The organism is Streptomyces sp. NBC_01515 (assembly GCF_045040345.1).
Taxonomy (GTDB): domain Bacteria; phylum Actinomycetota; class Actinomycetes; order Streptomycetales; family Streptomycetaceae; genus Streptomyces.
In genome coordinates this window covers 3,835,014-3,848,992 of the sequence record NZ_CP109416.1, presented here as the reverse complement: position 1 = coordinate 3,848,992, position 13,979 = coordinate 3,835,014, and the positions used below count along the sequence as shown (strand labels likewise).

The 13,979-nt window shown below is 70.2% G+C and carries 15 protein-coding genes; 7 read left to right on the top strand and 8 right to left on the bottom strand.

Going from position 1 to position 13,979, the window contains the following annotated elements; genetic code table 11:
• Positions 1 to 51 precede the first annotated feature (51 nt).
• Both OG407_RS16995 and OG407_RS16990 read left to right on the top strand, forming a co-directional pair.
• Positions 52 to 426 (top strand): peptidase inhibitor family I36 protein, encoded by a 375-nt coding sequence (locus OG407_RS16995; RefSeq protein WP_405858944.1) that lies wholly within the window; start codon positions 52 to 54, stop codon positions 424 to 426.
• Positions 423 to 1,322: a hypothetical protein gene (locus tag OG407_RS16990; protein WP_405858942.1), complete on the top strand. Its 900-nt coding sequence runs from the start codon at positions 423 to 425 to the stop codon at positions 1,320 to 1,322. Before OG407_RS16995 ends, OG407_RS16990 begins: the two co-directional genes overlap by 4 nt.
• 26 nt (positions 1,323 to 1,348) lie before the next feature.
• On the opposite strand, the gene OG407_RS16985 is transcribed toward OG407_RS16990, so the two are convergent.
• Both OG407_RS16985 and OG407_RS16980 read right to left on the bottom strand, forming a co-directional pair.
• Positions 1,349 to 1,972, bottom strand: a complete 624-nt coding sequence (locus tag OG407_RS16985; protein ID WP_405858940.1) for a maltokinase N-terminal cap-like domain-containing protein — start codon at positions 1,970 to 1,972, stop codon at positions 1,349 to 1,351.
• A gap of 7 nt (positions 1,973 to 1,979) precedes the next feature.
• A complete protein-coding gene (locus OG407_RS16980) occupies positions 1,980 to 2,612 on the bottom strand; it encodes a TetR family transcriptional regulator (RefSeq protein WP_405858938.1) in 633 nt (210 codons plus the stop codon).
• Positions 2,613 to 2,822: 210 nt separating this feature from the next.
• Here OG407_RS16980 and OG407_RS16975 point away from each other — a divergent pair, with 210 nt between their 5' ends.
• The 3 genes from OG407_RS16975 to OG407_RS16965 are packed head-to-tail and all read left to right on the top strand — an operon-like array spanning position 2,823 to position 6,042.
• On the top strand, positions 2,823 to 4,250 hold the full coding sequence (locus OG407_RS16975; protein WP_405858936.1) for a glycosyltransferase family 4 protein: 1,428 nt from the start codon (positions 2,823 to 2,825) through the stop codon (positions 4,248 to 4,250).
• Positions 4,244 to 4,978 carry a class I SAM-dependent methyltransferase gene (locus tag OG407_RS16970; protein ID WP_405858934.1) on the top strand — a complete coding sequence of 245 codons (735 nt, stop codon included), beginning with the start codon at positions 4,244 to 4,246 and terminating at the stop codon, positions 4,976 to 4,978. The genes OG407_RS16975 and OG407_RS16970 overlap by 7 nt, the downstream gene beginning before the upstream one ends.
• The gene (locus tag OG407_RS16965; RefSeq protein ID WP_405858932.1) at positions 4,975 to 6,042 is read left to right on the top strand and encodes a prenyltransferase/squalene oxidase repeat-containing protein; all 1,068 of its coding nucleotides are present in this window, start codon (positions 4,975 to 4,977) and stop codon (positions 6,040 to 6,042) included. The genes OG407_RS16970 and OG407_RS16965 overlap by 4 nt, the downstream gene beginning before the upstream one ends.
• Positions 6,043 to 6,166: 124 nt before the next feature.
• Here the strand turns inward: OG407_RS16965 and OG407_RS16960 are convergent, their stop codons facing one another.
• A complete protein-coding gene (locus OG407_RS16960) occupies positions 6,167 to 6,457 on the bottom strand; it encodes a hypothetical protein (protein WP_405858930.1) in 291 nt (96 codons plus the stop codon).
• A 128-nt stretch (positions 6,458 to 6,585) separates the two neighbouring features.
• Between OG407_RS16960 and OG407_RS16955 the strand changes: the two genes are divergently transcribed.
• Positions 6,586 to 7,152, top strand: coding sequence for a hypothetical protein (locus OG407_RS16955; protein ID WP_405858928.1), 567 nt, complete (start codon positions 6,586 to 6,588; stop codon positions 7,150 to 7,152).
• An 18-nt stretch (positions 7,153 to 7,170) separates the two neighbouring features.
• On the opposite strand, the gene OG407_RS16950 is transcribed toward OG407_RS16955, so the two are convergent.
• The 3 genes from OG407_RS16950 to OG407_RS16940 all read right to left on the bottom strand — a co-directional run bounded on the left by OG407_RS16950 (position 7,171) and on the right by OG407_RS16940 (position 10,075).
• On the bottom strand, positions 7,171 to 8,175 hold the full coding sequence (locus OG407_RS16950; RefSeq protein WP_405858926.1) for an LLM class F420-dependent oxidoreductase: 1,005 nt from the start codon (positions 8,173 to 8,175) through the stop codon (positions 7,171 to 7,173).
• A 128-nt stretch (positions 8,176 to 8,303) separates the two neighbouring features.
• The gene (locus OG407_RS16945) at positions 8,304 to 9,074 is read right to left on the bottom strand and encodes a hypothetical protein (RefSeq protein WP_405858924.1); all 771 of its coding nucleotides are present in this window, start codon (positions 9,072 to 9,074) and stop codon (positions 8,304 to 8,306) included.
• A gap of 86 nt (positions 9,075 to 9,160) precedes the next feature.
• Positions 9,161 to 10,075 carry an N-acetylmuramoyl-L-alanine amidase gene (locus OG407_RS16940; RefSeq protein ID WP_405858922.1) on the bottom strand — a complete coding sequence of 305 codons (915 nt, stop codon included), beginning with the start codon at positions 10,073 to 10,075 and terminating at the stop codon, positions 9,161 to 9,163.
• A gap of 113 nt (positions 10,076 to 10,188) precedes the next feature.
• Between OG407_RS16940 and OG407_RS16935 the strand changes: the two genes are divergently transcribed.
• The gene (locus OG407_RS16935; protein ID WP_405858920.1) at positions 10,189 to 11,166 is read left to right on the top strand and encodes an alpha/beta fold hydrolase; all 978 of its coding nucleotides are present in this window, start codon (positions 10,189 to 10,191) and stop codon (positions 11,164 to 11,166) included.
• 2 nt (positions 11,167 to 11,168) lie between these two features.
• Here the strand turns inward: OG407_RS16935 and OG407_RS16930 are convergent, their stop codons facing one another.
• Entirely contained in the window at positions 11,169 to 11,819 is a 651-nt protein-coding gene (locus OG407_RS16930) for a class I SAM-dependent methyltransferase (RefSeq protein ID WP_405858918.1), read from the bottom strand.
• 246 nt (positions 11,820 to 12,065) lie between these two features.
• The gene (locus OG407_RS16925) at positions 12,066 to 13,799 is read right to left on the bottom strand and encodes an MFS transporter (RefSeq protein ID WP_405858916.1); all 1,734 of its coding nucleotides are present in this window, start codon (positions 13,797 to 13,799) and stop codon (positions 12,066 to 12,068) included.
• Positions 13,800 to 13,979 lie beyond the last annotated feature (180 nt).

The window sequence follows — 13,979 nt, the reverse complement described above, 5'->3', positions numbered from 1 at the left end:
GGACGACTTGGTCCCGTGGGCGGCACCCCGAGTGATGGAGGAACACAGAGAATGAAGCGGATCCTGGCCAAGGCCGGCATCGCCCTGGGAAGCGTGGCCCTGGCCACCACCGGCGCGTTCATCACCGCCGCCCCCGCGAGCGCGGCGCTGTCGGACTGCCCCTCCGGGGGACTGTGCGCCTACCTCGGCGTCAACGGCTCGGGCGACCCCGGCGTGGTCTACGGCGACAACACGAACCTGCTCCAGTACAACAAGTTCAACAACGCCGAGTCGCTGTACAACAACGGCAACAACTGCAACGTCCGGATCTACTCGGGCACGGGCTACACGGGTTCCAGCTACATCCTCGCCAAGGGCTACTACAACGGCTCGCTGGCGAACACCGTGTACTGGCACAACGTCGCCTCCAACGACTGGTGCGTGTGAGCACAACCACGGCGCGGCGGACACTGTTCACGGTGCTCCTTGTGCTGACCGCGGTCGGCTGCTCTCACGGGGGTGAGCAGCCGGCCCGCGGGCCCGAGGCACCCGACGTCCGTCCCCTGTCGGGCGCCACCGCGTCCACGTACGCCGACGCCGTACGCCTGCACGACCGCGAGGAACGAGCCGTCGCCGCCTGCATGAGCGCCCGCGGCCAGACCTACACGGCCCAGCCCCGCACCGCGTCCCGGCGCGGCGAGGAGACCAACCCCTACGGCCTGCTCACCGTCCGGAAGGCGACCCAGGACGGCTACGGCATCGTCGGCGAGTACCTCTACCAGCGGTCCACCCCCGTCCCCGCGAGCGAACCCCACCAGGCCGCCTGGCAACGGGCGTTGACCGGCACCCCGGCCCACCGGGTGAGCCTGCGCCTGCCCGACGGCGTCAGCCTCGCCTACTCCACCGACGGCTGTGTCGCCCGGGCCCGCGCGGAGTTGTACGGCGCGGACTGGAACAAGGTCGAGCCCGTCACCGTAGGACTGGCGAACCGTGTCCTCGACGCCGTGGAGAAGGACCCCGACTACCTTGCCGCCGTACGCCGTTGGTCCTCGTGCATGACCAAGGCGGGGCACCCGGCGAAGGACCTCCAGGCACCCCGGCAGAATGTCAGCTCCCGTCTACAGCAAGCTGCTTCGGACGAGACGGCCCTGCGCGCGCTCGGCAACGACGAGATCCGCACCGCACGCGCCGACGCGGAGTGCCAGGCGGACACGGGGCTGTCCGGAGCGGTCCGGGATGTCCAACAGGCCGTCGAGAAGCGGCTGTTGACGGCGGCCGACCGGAAGACCGTGGCGCGTTACGTGGCGGACCGGCGCAAGGCGCTGGCCTCCACCAGCGCATGAGCCACAGGGACTGAGGAACTAAGGGACTAACCGGGCCGGAGCGTGGCGAACAGCGCTCGGACCCGGGTGCCGTCGGCCTGTGCCCAGGCGCCGGTGACCTGGCCGATCGCGTCCTCGGGAGGCGTGGAGCCGGGGGTCAGCACCCGGTGCAGCCGCAGGGTCGGGCCGTCCGGTACGGCGAACTCGGTGGCCTCGGCGGTGTCGGCCGGGGCGCCCAGGGCGGGGACGCGTGCCGTACCGGTCCAGGAGCGGGCGACCTCCCGGTCCAGGGTGTCGGAGACGCTCTGCGCCTGCGCCTCCACCCGCCCCTCGACGAGCGCCGTCAGCCCGGCGGTCAGCACCGGGTCGTGGCAGCCGTCGTAGGCCCAGCGCGGACCGAGCACGCCGTGTTCCATCGTGCCGACGAGGGCGTGTTCGGCGCCGGGGAGCGGGGCGGCCCGGTAGGTGAGCGGTACGAGGTAGGCGTCCGGGGCGTCGGTGACGACCATGAACTCGATGCCGACCTCGCCCTCAGGGTCGTCGAGCCGGAACCCGCCGGACTTCACCAACTCCGGTTCGGGGGAGCCGTGATACCAGGCGCGGGTGGGGAGCCAGGTGGTGAGGAGTTCGAGCTTCGTGGGCTTCAGGTAGGTGCGGTGGATGATCGCCATGGGGGAATTATCGGTCCCCGGCCCCGCCCGGTTCCGTGAGATCGATCAACCGGCAGACCGTCTCGATGTCGATCTTCACCTGGGCGATCGACGCCCGTCCCGAGAGCCAGGTGATCAGCGCCGAGTGCCAGGTGTGCTCGATGACCCGGACCGCCGACAGCTGCTCGGGCGTGGGGTGTTCGAGGCCCATCGCGTCCAGGATGATCACCGTGGTCTGCCTCGACACCTGGTCGACCTCGGGGGAGACGCTGCGGTCCGCGAAGGTCAGCGCGCGGACCATCGCGTCGGCGAGGTGCGGCTCGCGCTGGAGCGCGCGGAAGGCCCGCATCAGGGTCTCCGCGACCCGCTCGGCCGCCGTGTCACCGCCCGGCGGCTTCTTGCGGAGCGTGCCGTGCATGTGTTCCAACTGGTCCTGCATCGTGGCGACCAGGAGATGCACCTTGGACGGGAAGTACCGGTACAGCGTGCCGAGCGCGACCTGCGAGGACTCCGCGACCTCCCGCATCTGCACCGCGTCGAAACCGCCCCGGCTCGCCAGCTGGGCGCTCGCGTGCAGGATGCGGCGCCGACGGGCCTCCTGCCGCTCGGTGAGGGGCGGCGAGGTCCGCGCAGTGGCTTCGGGCTTGGCTTGCGCTGACATGGCTCCCGATCCGTGACTGTCGGTGAGGGCGGGTGATCGCACCGATCATGGCAGGGCGTCGGCCGTGGTGTGAATCACCTGATCCACTTCTCACAGCGCCCGTACCGGCCGGTAGATTCGGAACCTCCTGGACGATCAAGTCTGAAACTTGTTCTAGATTAGCGTCCCGGCGTAATCTCGCGGGACAGTGCAGGCAGAAGGGGGCTCAGAGTGACCGCTGAGGCCAGTCAGGCGGGTCCCCAGGAGGACCTGGCAGCCGACGGCGAGCGACCGCTCCGTATCGCACTCCTCACCTATAAGGGGAACCCGTTCTGCGGGGGCCAGGGCGTCTACGTCCGCCACCTCTCCCGCGAACTGGCCCGCCTCGGGCACCGCGTCGAGGTCATCGGCTCGCAGCCGTACCCCGTGCTCGACGAGGGCTACGACGGCATCTCCCTGACCGAGCTGCCCTCGCTCGACCTCTACCGCTCCCCGGACCCCTTCCGCACCCCGAAGCGCGACGAGTACCGGGACTGGATCGACGCCCTCGAAGTGGCGACGATGTGGACCGGCGGCTTCCCCGAGCCCCTCACGTTCTCGCTCCGCGCCCGCCGCCATCTCCGGGCCCGGCGCGGCGAGTTCGACATCGTGCACGACAACCAGACGCTGGGGTACGGGTTGTTGGGGGACGTCGGCGCCCCGCTGGTGACGACGATCCACCATCCCATCACCGTGGACCGGCAGTTGGAGCTGGACGCGGCCGAGAACTGGCGCCAGCGCATGTCCAAGCGCCGCTGGTACTCCTTCACGCGGATGCAGAAGCGGGTCGCCCGCCGCCTGCCCTCCGTACTCACCGTCTCCGGCACCTCGCGCCAGGAGATCATCGACCACCTCGGCGTCCGCGACGACCGCATCCACGTCGTCCACATCGGCGCCGACACCGACCTGTTCTCCCCGGACCCCGCCGTACCGCAGGTGCCGGGCCGGATCGTCACCACGTCCAGCGCGGACGTCCCCCTCAAGGGCCTCGTCTTCCTTGTCGAGGCCCTCGCGAAGGTCCGCACCGAACACCCCGACGCCCACCTGATCGTCGTCGGCAAACGCCCCACCGAGGGCCCGGTCGCCCAGGCCGTCGAGCGCTACGGCCTCGAAGGCGCCGTCGACTTCGTCAAGGGCATCTCCGACGCCGAACTCGTCGACCTGGTCCGCTCGGCGGAGGTCGCCTGCGTGCCCTCGCTGTACGAGGGCTTCTCGCTCCCGGCGGCGGAGGCGATGGCCACGGGTACGCCCCTCGTCGCCACCACGGGCGGAGCCATCCCGGAGGTCGCGGGGCGCGACGGCGAGACCTGCCTGGCGGTACCGCCGGCGGACCCGGGCGCACTCGCGACCGCCCTGAGCCGCCTCCTGACCGACCCGGCACTCCGGGCCCGCCTCGGCGCGGCCGGCCGCGAACGCGTCCTGGCCCGCTTCACCTGGGCGAAGGCGGCGGAGGGCACGGCGGCCAGGTACCGCGAGGCGATCGCCGCAGGCCCGGCGGGCAGCGCGGCCCCGGCATCGTTGTCGCCCTCGGTGACTCCGTCCCCGTCTCCGGCTCCGTCCCTTTCCCCTTCCCCGACCAGTGTTACCGGCGTCTCTCCCGAAAGCAGGGCCACGTGCTGACCGTCGACTTCTCCCGGTTCCCGCTCGCCCCTGGCGACCGTGTCCTGGACCTCGGATGCGGTGCCGGGCGGCACGCGTTCGAGTGTTATCGGCGAGGGGCACAGGTCGTCGCCCTCGACCAGAACGCCGAGGAGATCCGCGAGGTCGCCAAGTGGTTCGCGGCGATGAAGGAGGCCGGCGAGGCCCCCGCCGGAGCCACGGCGACCGCGATGGAGGGCGACGCGCTTCAACTCCCCTTCCCGGACGAGTCGTTCGACGTCGTGATCATCTCCGAGGTCATGGAGCACATCCCCGACGACAAGGGAGTGCTCGCCGAGATGGTCCGGGTGCTGAAGCCCGGCGGCCGCATCGCCATCACCGTCCCGCGCTACGGCCCAGAGAAGATCTGCTGGGCCCTCTCCGACGCCTACCACGAGGTCGAGGGCGGCCACATCCGCATCTACAAGGCGGACGAACTCCTCGCCAAGATCAGCGAGGCCGGCCTCAAGCCGTACGGCACGCACCACGCGCACGGGCTGCACTCGCCGTACTGGTGGCTGAAGTGCGCGTTCGGCGTGGACAACGACAAGGTGCTGCCGGTGCAGGCGTACCACAAGCTCCTGGTCTGGGACATCATGAAGAAACCCCTCGCGACCCGGGTCGCCGAACAGGCGCTGAACCCGCTGATCGGCAAGAGCTTCGTGGCCTACGCGACCAAGCCGCACCTCCCCGTGGCGGAAGCCAAGTGACCACTCCCCGGACAGAACACCTCGTCCTGCCCGGGGTCCTCACCGCGGAGCAGGCCGCCGCGACCGTCGCCGGCATCCTCGCCGTGCAGCGGGAGGACGGGGCGATCCCGTGGTTCCGGGGCCATCACCTCGACCCGTGGGACCACACCGAGGCCGCGATGGCGCTGGACGCGGCGGGCGAGCACGAGGCCGCCGAGCGGGCGTACAACTGGCTCGCCCGGCACCAGAACGAGGACGGGTCCTGGTTCGCGGCCTACGCGGACGGCGACGCGGGCGAGGTGACCGACCGGGGGCGCGAGACCAACTTCGTCGCCTACATCGCCGTAGGCGTCTGGCACCACTACCTCGCCACCGGTGACGACACCTTCCTGGACCGGCTGTGGCCGAACGTCTTCGCCGCGGTCGAGTTCGTGCTGCGCCTTCAGCAGCCGGGCGGGCAGATCGGGTGGAAGCGGGAGGACGACGGTACGGACACGGCCGATGCGCTGCTCACCGGCTCCTCCTCGATCCACCAGGCGCTGCGGTGCGCCCTTGCGATCGCCGAGGAGCGGGAAGAGCCGCAGCCGGACTGGGAGTTGGCGGTCGGGGCGCTGCGGCACGCCATCCGGCGGCATCCGGAACGGTTCCTGGACAAGGGCCGTTACTCGATGGACTGGTACTACCCGGTGCTGGGTGGTGCGTTGACCGGTGCGGAGGCCAAGTCCCGGGTGGAGGAGGGCTGGAGCCGGTTCGTCGTGCCGGGGCTGGGGGTGCGGTGTGTCGTTCCCAACCCGTGGGTCACGGGGGGTGAGTCCGCCGAACTCGCCCTCGCGCTCTGGGTGTTGGGTGAGTCCGACCGGGCGTTGGAGATTCTCCAGTCCATTCGGCACCTGCGCGATTCTGAGAGCGGGCTGTACTGGACCGGGTACGTCTTCGATGACGATGCGGTGTGGCCTCGTGAGCTGACCACGTGGACCGCGGGGTCGTTGCTGCTTGCGGTGGCGGCGCTCGGGGGGCATGACGCGACCTGTGCGGTGTTCGGTGCGGAGCACTTGCCGTTGGGGCTGGATCCGGATTGTTGTTAGGCGCGGGCCCGGTGGGGGCTGGTCGCGCAGTTCCCCGCGCCCCTAAAAACCCCGGTGCTTTTAGGGGCGCGGGGAACTGCGCGACCAGCCACGACGCTCCCGCAGACGACATCCGCGCGGGTGCTTAGCGGTGAACCCGGTTCGCTATCGCATGCCCTATGAACAGGTACACCACCGCAGCCAGGCCATAACCGCAGACAACCCGCGCCCACGCCTCGTCGAAGGTGAACAGGTCGCGGGACCAGCCGGCGAGCCAGTTGGCCGAGCGGTGGACGAACTGCACGAGGTCGTTCGCGCGGTTGGCGTCCAACAGGTACATCAGAATCCAGAGGGCCAGGATGAGGGCCATGATGTCGGCGATGATCACGATGACATTGCCGACCGAATTCGAACCGCGTCGGTAGTAGGGGGACATGCCAAGCGGATTGCCGCTTCCGGCGGGATGAAACCCGTACGGTCCCGCCCGGGTGGCGCGCGTGGCCGAGCCGGGTGAGGCTGCCGGGGTAAGGACACCCACTCGGGGAGAACACCCCGGAGGAACCCGTGCCCGTACCGATACGGCGCCTCTTCGTGGCGCTCACTCTGTGCTGCGCCCTGCTCGCCGGAGCCACGGCCTGCGGCAGCGCCACCGATGACGCCACGCAGGACACCGCGGCCGTCGTGGCCGCCGCGACCCCGAGCCCCAGTACCTCCGCCGAACGGCAGAAGTTCGCCAAGACCCGCTTCGTCGCGAACGCGGGCCTCGCCGCCGGTGCCACCTACCAGTGGATCGTGAAGCCCTGGAAGGCGGGCAAGTTCAAGAAGGGCGCGAGCGGACGCAGGTTCGCGCTCATCAAGGCGGGCCTCGCGGGCGCGTTCGCGTACAACCGGCTCAAGGCGGCCACGAAGAACGCCAAGGGCGACCCCACGCTCGCCAAGGCGGTCGCCCCGCTCAGCGCCGGCATCGACTCCCTCAAGGACCTGCCGTCCAAGCTCCGCAAGGGCGACTCGACCGACGCCACGGCGGGTTCCTTCGACGACATCATCAACAAGGTCAAGGACGCCGGGAAGAGCGCCGGCGCCTCGGTGACCGACAAGGTGCCGTCGGCAGGCCAACTGGCGGGCGGCTGAAGGCGAGTTGAGCGGCTCCTAGGAGTTCAGCTCCGCCAGCACCCGCAGCGTGTGCGGGTCGGGCGCAAGGGCCAGCAGGTCCGTCACCGGGCCCTTGCGCCACAACTCCAGCCGCTCCGCGATGCGTTCACGCGGTCCGACGAGCGAGATCTCGTCGGCGAACGCGTCCGGCACCGCGAGCACGGCCTCCTCCCGGCGGCCCGCGAGGAACAACTCCTGTATCCGCCGGGCCTCTTCCTCGTACCCCATGCGCGCCATCAGATCGGCGTGGAAGTTACGGGCCGCGTGCCCCATCCCGCCGATGTAGAAGCCGAGCATCATCTTCACGGGGAGGAGGCCCTCGGCGACGTCGTCGCAGACCTTCACCTGTGCCATGGGTGCGACGAGGAAGCCGTCGCGGAACGTGGTCGTCCCGTAGACCTCCGGCCGGCTCGGCGACCAGTACAACGGCAGCCACCCGTCCGCGATTTCGGCGGTCTGCGCCACGTTCTTCGGCCCCTCCGCACCGAGCAGCACCGGCAGGTCCGAACGGAGGGGATGCGTAATGGACTTGAGCGGCTTGCCGAGCCCCGTGCCGTCCGCGCCCCGGTACGGATGCGCGTGGAACCGCCCGGCCACCTCGACCGGCGCCTCCCGCCGCAGCACCTGCCGTACGACCTCGACGTACTCCCGGGTCGCGGTGAGCGGCGACTTGGGGAACGGCCGCCCGTACCACCCCTCCACCACCTGCGGCCCCGACAGCCCGAGCCCGAGCAGCACGCGCCCGCCGGAGAGATGGTCGAGCGTGAGCGCGTGCATCGCGGTGGTGGTCGGGGACCGGGCCGCCATCTGCGCAACGGCCGTACCCAGCTTGATCGTTGACGTCCGCGCCGCGATCCAGGTGAGGGGAGTGAAGGCGTCGGAGCCCCACGACTCGGCCGTCCACACGGAGTCGTACCCGAGCCGCTCGGCCTCCTGGGCCAGCGGCACATGGTCGGCGGAGGGCCCGCGCCCCCAGTACCCGAGTGCGAGACCGAGCCGCATATCGCCTCCACAGCAACCGAGTTGCAGTCTCTGACGGTCCGTCAGTCAATCGATCGACGGCTGCGACTGTACGACAACGGCCCCCCACCCGGAAGGGCGAGGGGCCGCGGTCGAAGCGGGAGGGGGACTCAGCCGCGCTGGATCCCCGACGTGTCCTGCAGGACGCCACGACGGCCGTCCTGGGTCTGCGCCACGAGCGCCGGACCACGCTGCTCCACGGCCAAGTACCAGGTACCCGGCGCCAGTTCGGCGATCGGCGACGGCGAACCGTCCTCCGCGAACAGCGGCCGGGCCACCGGCACCGCGAACCAGAACGGCGAGAAGTCCCCGGCCGGAGCCGGCGCGGGCTGCCCGAACGGCTGGGCGGCCTGCGCCTGTTGGGGCGGAGTGCCGTACGAGGGCTGCGGCGCACCGGCGCCCGGGTAGCCGTAACCACCGGGCGGCTGGGCGCCGTAGGGCTGCGGGGCGGCCGGCTTGGGGGCCGGGACGAGGGCGGCCTGGAGGGCGGGGACGAGGGGAGTGGCGATGGCGCCCCCGGCCAGGACGAGGGCGGCGATGAAACCGAGGATGAGGCCGGCACCGGCGCTGACGTTGTCGCCGACGTCCACCAGCGTCCAGAACAGGGCCCACGCGGTGAGGACCGTGAACGCCACGCCGACTGTCCCGAGGTCCAGGCCCACGACCTTGCGCGGCTGCGGCAGACAACGGTTGACGACGACGAGAGCGGCACCGATGACGCCGCCCATGTAGGTGCCGAGGCCGTTACCGAGGCTCGTCCACGCGGTGATGTCCAGGTCGATCCCGTTGGCCGTGTAGAACTTGAGGAACGACGCGATGGAGAGCAATACCGCTGCTCCGATCACCACGCCGTCGCCTCGTGTGAGGGAGCGGATATTCACTTCAGGTCCTTCGTAGGTCGTCTCGTCGTCGGTTGACCCTATCGTCCACCCTGTCGGGGTGTCCGCCCGGATCAGCCCACTGATCGCTACCCGCGCAGGAAACTCACGATTCCCTCAGAGATTCCCTGCGCCGCCTTCTGTCGCCAGGCGCTGTTCGTCAGCAGTGCAGCATCATTGCTATCGCGCATGTTGCCGCACTCGATGAACACCTTGGGAACCGTTGACAGATTGAGACCGCCCAGGTCCTTACGCGTGACGAGACCGGTGCCGTCGCCGATGTAATTGGAGAACTGTTCGCCCGTCGCGCGATGGTAATCGCCCGCGATGCCCTTCCCGAGGATGGCCGAGGGGCCGACGATGGCGCGGGTGTCGGCGCCGCCCGCGTGCACGGAGCCCGGCAGGATCACATGGAAGCCCCGGTCGCCGACCGGTGCGCCGTCCGCGTGGATGGAGATCGCGGCGTCCGCGTGCGCGTCGTTCCCGATCCTGGCCCGCTGGTCGACGCACGGTCCCCAGGACGGGGAGTCGCCGTCGTGCGTCAACTTCACCGTGACGCCCTGCTTTTCGAGGATCGCCTTCAGCCGGTGGGACACGTCCATCGTGAACTGGGCTTCCGCGTAACCCGCGTTGGTCGACGTCCCGGTGGTGTCGCACTCCTTCCAGTTCGTGCCGATGTCCACCTTGCGGTTGATCTCGGCGCTGTGCTGGAAGTTGGTGACGTTGTGCCCCGGGTCGATGACGACGACCTTGCCCTTGAGGGGACTCGGCCCCGGCGGCTTGTCGTCGTTGGACGCGGTGCCCGACGGGGACACGGGCGCGCTGGACGAGGCGGTGGAGGCGGAGGCCGTGTTGCCCGAGCTGTCGCCCGGGCCGCCGACGGCCTCGTACACGAACCACCCGATCAACGCCCCCGGGACCAGCGCGGCCAGCGCCACGGTCAGGGGCCCTCGACGGGGACGGCGGGGCTGCGGAGGATCGAAGTCCGGACCTACGTACGACACGGAAGCCACCCTAGCCGCCGCACAGGGTGGGTTTGCCGAAGCGGCAACAAGAGTCGTGGGGTGGCGGTGCCGGGGCGGAGGATCAAGGGACCAGCCCCCGTCACGGAGGACACATGACCATGGTCAAGGAAGCCGTCCACCGGCTCGTCCCCGCCCCCGCCGGCCGCATCCACCTCGTGGAACAGGGCACCGGCCCCCTGGTCCTGCTCGTGCACGGCTTCCCGGAGTCCTGGTACTCGTGGCGCCACCAGCTCCCGGCACTGGCCGCGGCGGGCCACCGCGCGGTCGCCGTCGACGTACGCGGCTACGGCCGCTCCTCGCGCCCCGAGGACGTGTCGGCGTACCGGATGCTCGACCTGGTCGAGGACGCCGTGGCGGTCGTGCACGCGCTCGGCGAGCGGTCGGCGGTGATCGTCGGCCACGACTGGGGTGCCGGCATCGCGGCGAACTCCGCCCTCCTCAGGCCGGACGTCTTCCGAGCCGCAGGACTGCTGAGCGTCCCCTACACGCCCCGCGGCGGCCCGCGCCCCAGCGAGATCTTCGCGGGGATGGGCGGGGACGAGGAGTTCTACGTCTCCTACTTCCAGCAGCCGGGCCGCGCCGAGGCCGAGATCGAACCGGACGTACGCGGCTGGCTCGCAGGCTTCTACGCCGCGTTCTCCGCCGACACGATGCCCCAACCGGGCGCCCCCGACCCGCACTTCGTGAGCAGGGGCGGCGGCACCCTGCGCGACCGCTTCCCGGCGTCGACGCCCGCCTGGCTGAGCGAGGCCGAACTGGACGTCTACGCGGGGGAGTTCGAGCGCACGGGCCTGACCACCGCCCTGAACCGCTACCGCGCCATGGACCGCGACTGGGAGGACCTGGTGGCCTACGACGGCGCCCCGGTCACCCAGCCGTCCCTGTTCCTGGGCGGTTCCCTGGACGCCTCCACCACCTGGCTGTCCGACGCGATCGCCGCGTACCCGGTGACCCTGCCCGGCCTGCGCGGTTCGCACATCCTGGAGGGCTGCGGCCACTGGATCCAGCAGGAACGCCCGGCCGAGGTCAACCAGTACCTCATCAACTGGTTGGCGGGGCTGCCCAGTTGACCTCAGATACCGGTACCGCTACGCCGTAGGACCCGCAGGGAGTCCGTCGCCGACACCTCCGTGAACGCGCCGGACTCCAGCGCCCGGAGATACACCCGGTACGGCGCCTGCCCGGTGAACTCGTCCTCCGGCTCCGGAAACACGTCATGGATCACCAGCAGCCCGCCCTCGGCGACATGGGGCGCCCACCCCTCGTAGTCCCCGTTCGCATGCTCGTCGGTGTGCCCACCGTCGATGAAGACGAGCCCGAGCGGGCTGCCCCAGATACGGGCCACCTGCGGCGACCGCCCGACGAGCGCGACCACATGCTCCTCCAGCCCGGCCTTGTGCAGGGTGCGCCGGAAGGCCGGCAGCGTGTCCATCAGCCCGATCTCCGGGTCGACGGTCTCCGGGTCGTGATAGTCCCAGCCCGGCTGCTGCTCCTCGCTGCCCCGGTGATGGTCCAGGGTGAGCGCGGTGACTCCGGCCTCGCGGGCGGCATCGGCGAGGAGGAGCGTGGACCGCCCGCAGTACGTCCCGACTTCGAGGAGGGGGAGACCCAGGCCTCCGGCTTCCACGGCGGCGGCGTACAGGGCGAGCCCTTCACCGGCCGGCATGAACCCCTTGGCTGCCTCGAACGCGGCAAGGGTCTTGGGCTTGGGTGTCGAGGGCACGGGGGTCCTTTCGGCGGGGCGTACGCATATGCTGCCGCACCCCCCGCCGAGCAATTCGACAGGGGGTGCGGTGCGGCTTTTGCCTTCAGGGGCGCGGCTCCGCTACGAGTCAGGGGTGCGCGTCCGTCTTTTAGGGGCGCGGGACTGTATCGATGTGCGGCTCCGCCGCGCGGGCGCGACCAGCTTTTAGGGGCGCGCGGAACTGCGCGACCAGTCCCCACGCGCCCGCAGACAACGAACTACCGACTACACGCTAACGGTCTCGCCGGGCAAGGACAAATCCAGGTCCACGGCAGCCTCGTCCCCGCCGTGCGTCGCAGACGAGGCCAACGGACCGTGCCCTGAAGCCCGCGCCGCCAACACATACGCCCCCTGCGAAGGCACAGCGAGCACATAACTCCCGTCCTCCTCGGAGAGCGTCGCCCCCGCCTGCCGCCCACGACGGTCGATCAGCGTGACCTTGGCACGGGCGACCGGAACCCCGTCGGCGCTCAACACCCGCCCCCGGAAGCCCCGCAGAACCTCCTCGGCCCGCTCAAGGTTGGCTTCTTCCTCGCTGCTGAAGTTCAACTGCGGCGCCCGGTTCGGCTTGGGAAGGAACAGCGCCATCAACAGCCCCACGGCAACCGCACCCGTGGCGATCAGGAACGAGACGTGGAACCCGTGCATGGTCGGGACGGCAACCCCGCCCACATGGTTCGCGGTGTTCGCCAGCACCATCCCGATCACCGCACTGGAGACGGACGTACCGATCGACCGCATCAGGGTGTTGAGCCCGTTCGCCGCACCGGTCTCGGACGCCGGCACCGCCCCCACGATCAACGCGGGAAGCGAGGAGTACGCAAGCCCGATACCGGCACCGAGGACGACGGCGATGACAAGGGACTGCCAGGCCGCACTCATGAGGCCGAGCCCCGCGCCGTAGCCGATGCCGATGATCAGCATGCCGAGGATCAGGGTGACCTTGGGACCGTACTTCGCCGAGAGACGGGCGTAGACGGGGGCCGTGAACATCATCGTCAGGCCGAGCGGTGCCACCAGCAGACCGGCGGTGACCATCGACTGGCCGAGACCGTAGCCCGTGGACTTAGGCAGTTGGAGGAGCTGGGGCAGGACGAGGGACACGACGTAGAAGGAGACGCCGACCATGATCGAGGCGAGGTTGGTGAAGAGGACCGCCGGGCGGGCGGTGGTGCGCAGGTCGACCAGCGGGGCCTTCAGACGCAGTTCCATCACGCCCCACAGGAGCAGGACGATGGCCGCCGCGGCGAACAGGCCGAGCGTGGTGCCGGAGGTCCAGCCCCAGTCGCTGCCCTTCGTGATGGGCAGGAGGAAGAGGACGAGGCCCGCGGAGAGACCGATCGCGCCGAGCACGTCGAAGGTGCCCTCCGCGCGCATCGGCGACTCCGGTACGACGAGGAGGGTCAGGCCGATCGCGAGGACACCGAGGCCGGCGGCGCCGTAGAAGAGGGCGTGCCAGTCGGCGTGCTGGGCGACGAGCGCCGCGGCGGGCAGCGCGAGGCCGCCGCCGACGCCGATCGAGGAACTCATCAGGGCCATCGCCGAGCCGAGCTTCTCGCGGGGCAGCATGTCGCGCATCAGGCCGATGCCCAGCGGTATCGCGCCCATCGCGAAGCCCTGGAGCGCGCGGCCCGCGATCATCGTGAGCAGGTCGCTGGTGAGGGCGCTGACCAGCGCTCCCACGACCATGATGGCCAGGCTGAGGATCAGCATCCGGCGCTTGCCGTAGAGGTCGCCGAGGCGGCCCATGATCGGCGTGGCGACGGCTCCGGAGAGGAGGGTCGAGGTCAGGACCCAGGTGGCGTTGCTGGGCTCGGTGCTCAGCAGCTGCGGCAGGTCCTTGATGACCGGGACGAGCAGGGTCTGCATCACCGCGACAACGATGCCCGCGAAGGCGAGCACCGGCACGACGGCGCCGGACGGCCTCCGTGCGGGCTGGTCGGTCGACGTGTGCGTCATGGAGTAGGGCCTCCAGGCCGTAGGTGTGGCGTGATCCGTGCGGGATAAGTGCACGGTAAACCTCGTATGCATGGGCAACTATTCCGATGCTTCGGCGTACTAACGAATCCTTGACCGTCCCATGAATATCTGACCTCTCGTCAGGTCTGGTCATTCACTGGAACGTGTTCTAATCTCGCC

What these genes read in the sequence shown, in the direction of transcription:
- OG407_RS16995 (WP_405858944.1), top strand. Translation starts at nt 52, where the DNA reads ATGAAGCGGATCCTGGCCAAGGCCGGCATCGCCCTGGGAAGCGTGGCC.
- OG407_RS16985 (WP_405858940.1), bottom strand. Translation starts at nt 1,972, where the DNA reads ATGGCGATCATCCACCGCACCTACCTGAAGCCCACGAAGCTCGAACTC.
- OG407_RS16980 (WP_405858938.1), bottom strand. Translation starts at nt 2,612, where the DNA reads ATGTCAGCGCAAGCCAAGCCCGAAGCCACTGCGCGGACCTCGCCGCCC.
- OG407_RS16960 (WP_405858930.1), bottom strand. Translation starts at nt 6,457, where the DNA reads ATGTCCCCCTACTACCGACGCGGTTCGAATTCGGTCGGCAATGTCATC.
- OG407_RS16950 (WP_405858926.1), bottom strand. Translation starts at nt 8,175, where the DNA reads ATGCGGCTCGGTCTCGCACTCGGGTACTGGGGGCGCGGGCCCTCCGCC.
- OG407_RS16935 (WP_405858920.1), top strand. Translation starts at nt 10,189, where the DNA reads ATGACCATGGTCAAGGAAGCCGTCCACCGGCTCGTCCCCGCCCCCGCC.
- OG407_RS16925 (WP_405858916.1), bottom strand. Translation starts at nt 13,799, where the DNA reads ATGACGCACACGTCGACCGACCAGCCCGCACGGAGGCCGTCCGGCGCC.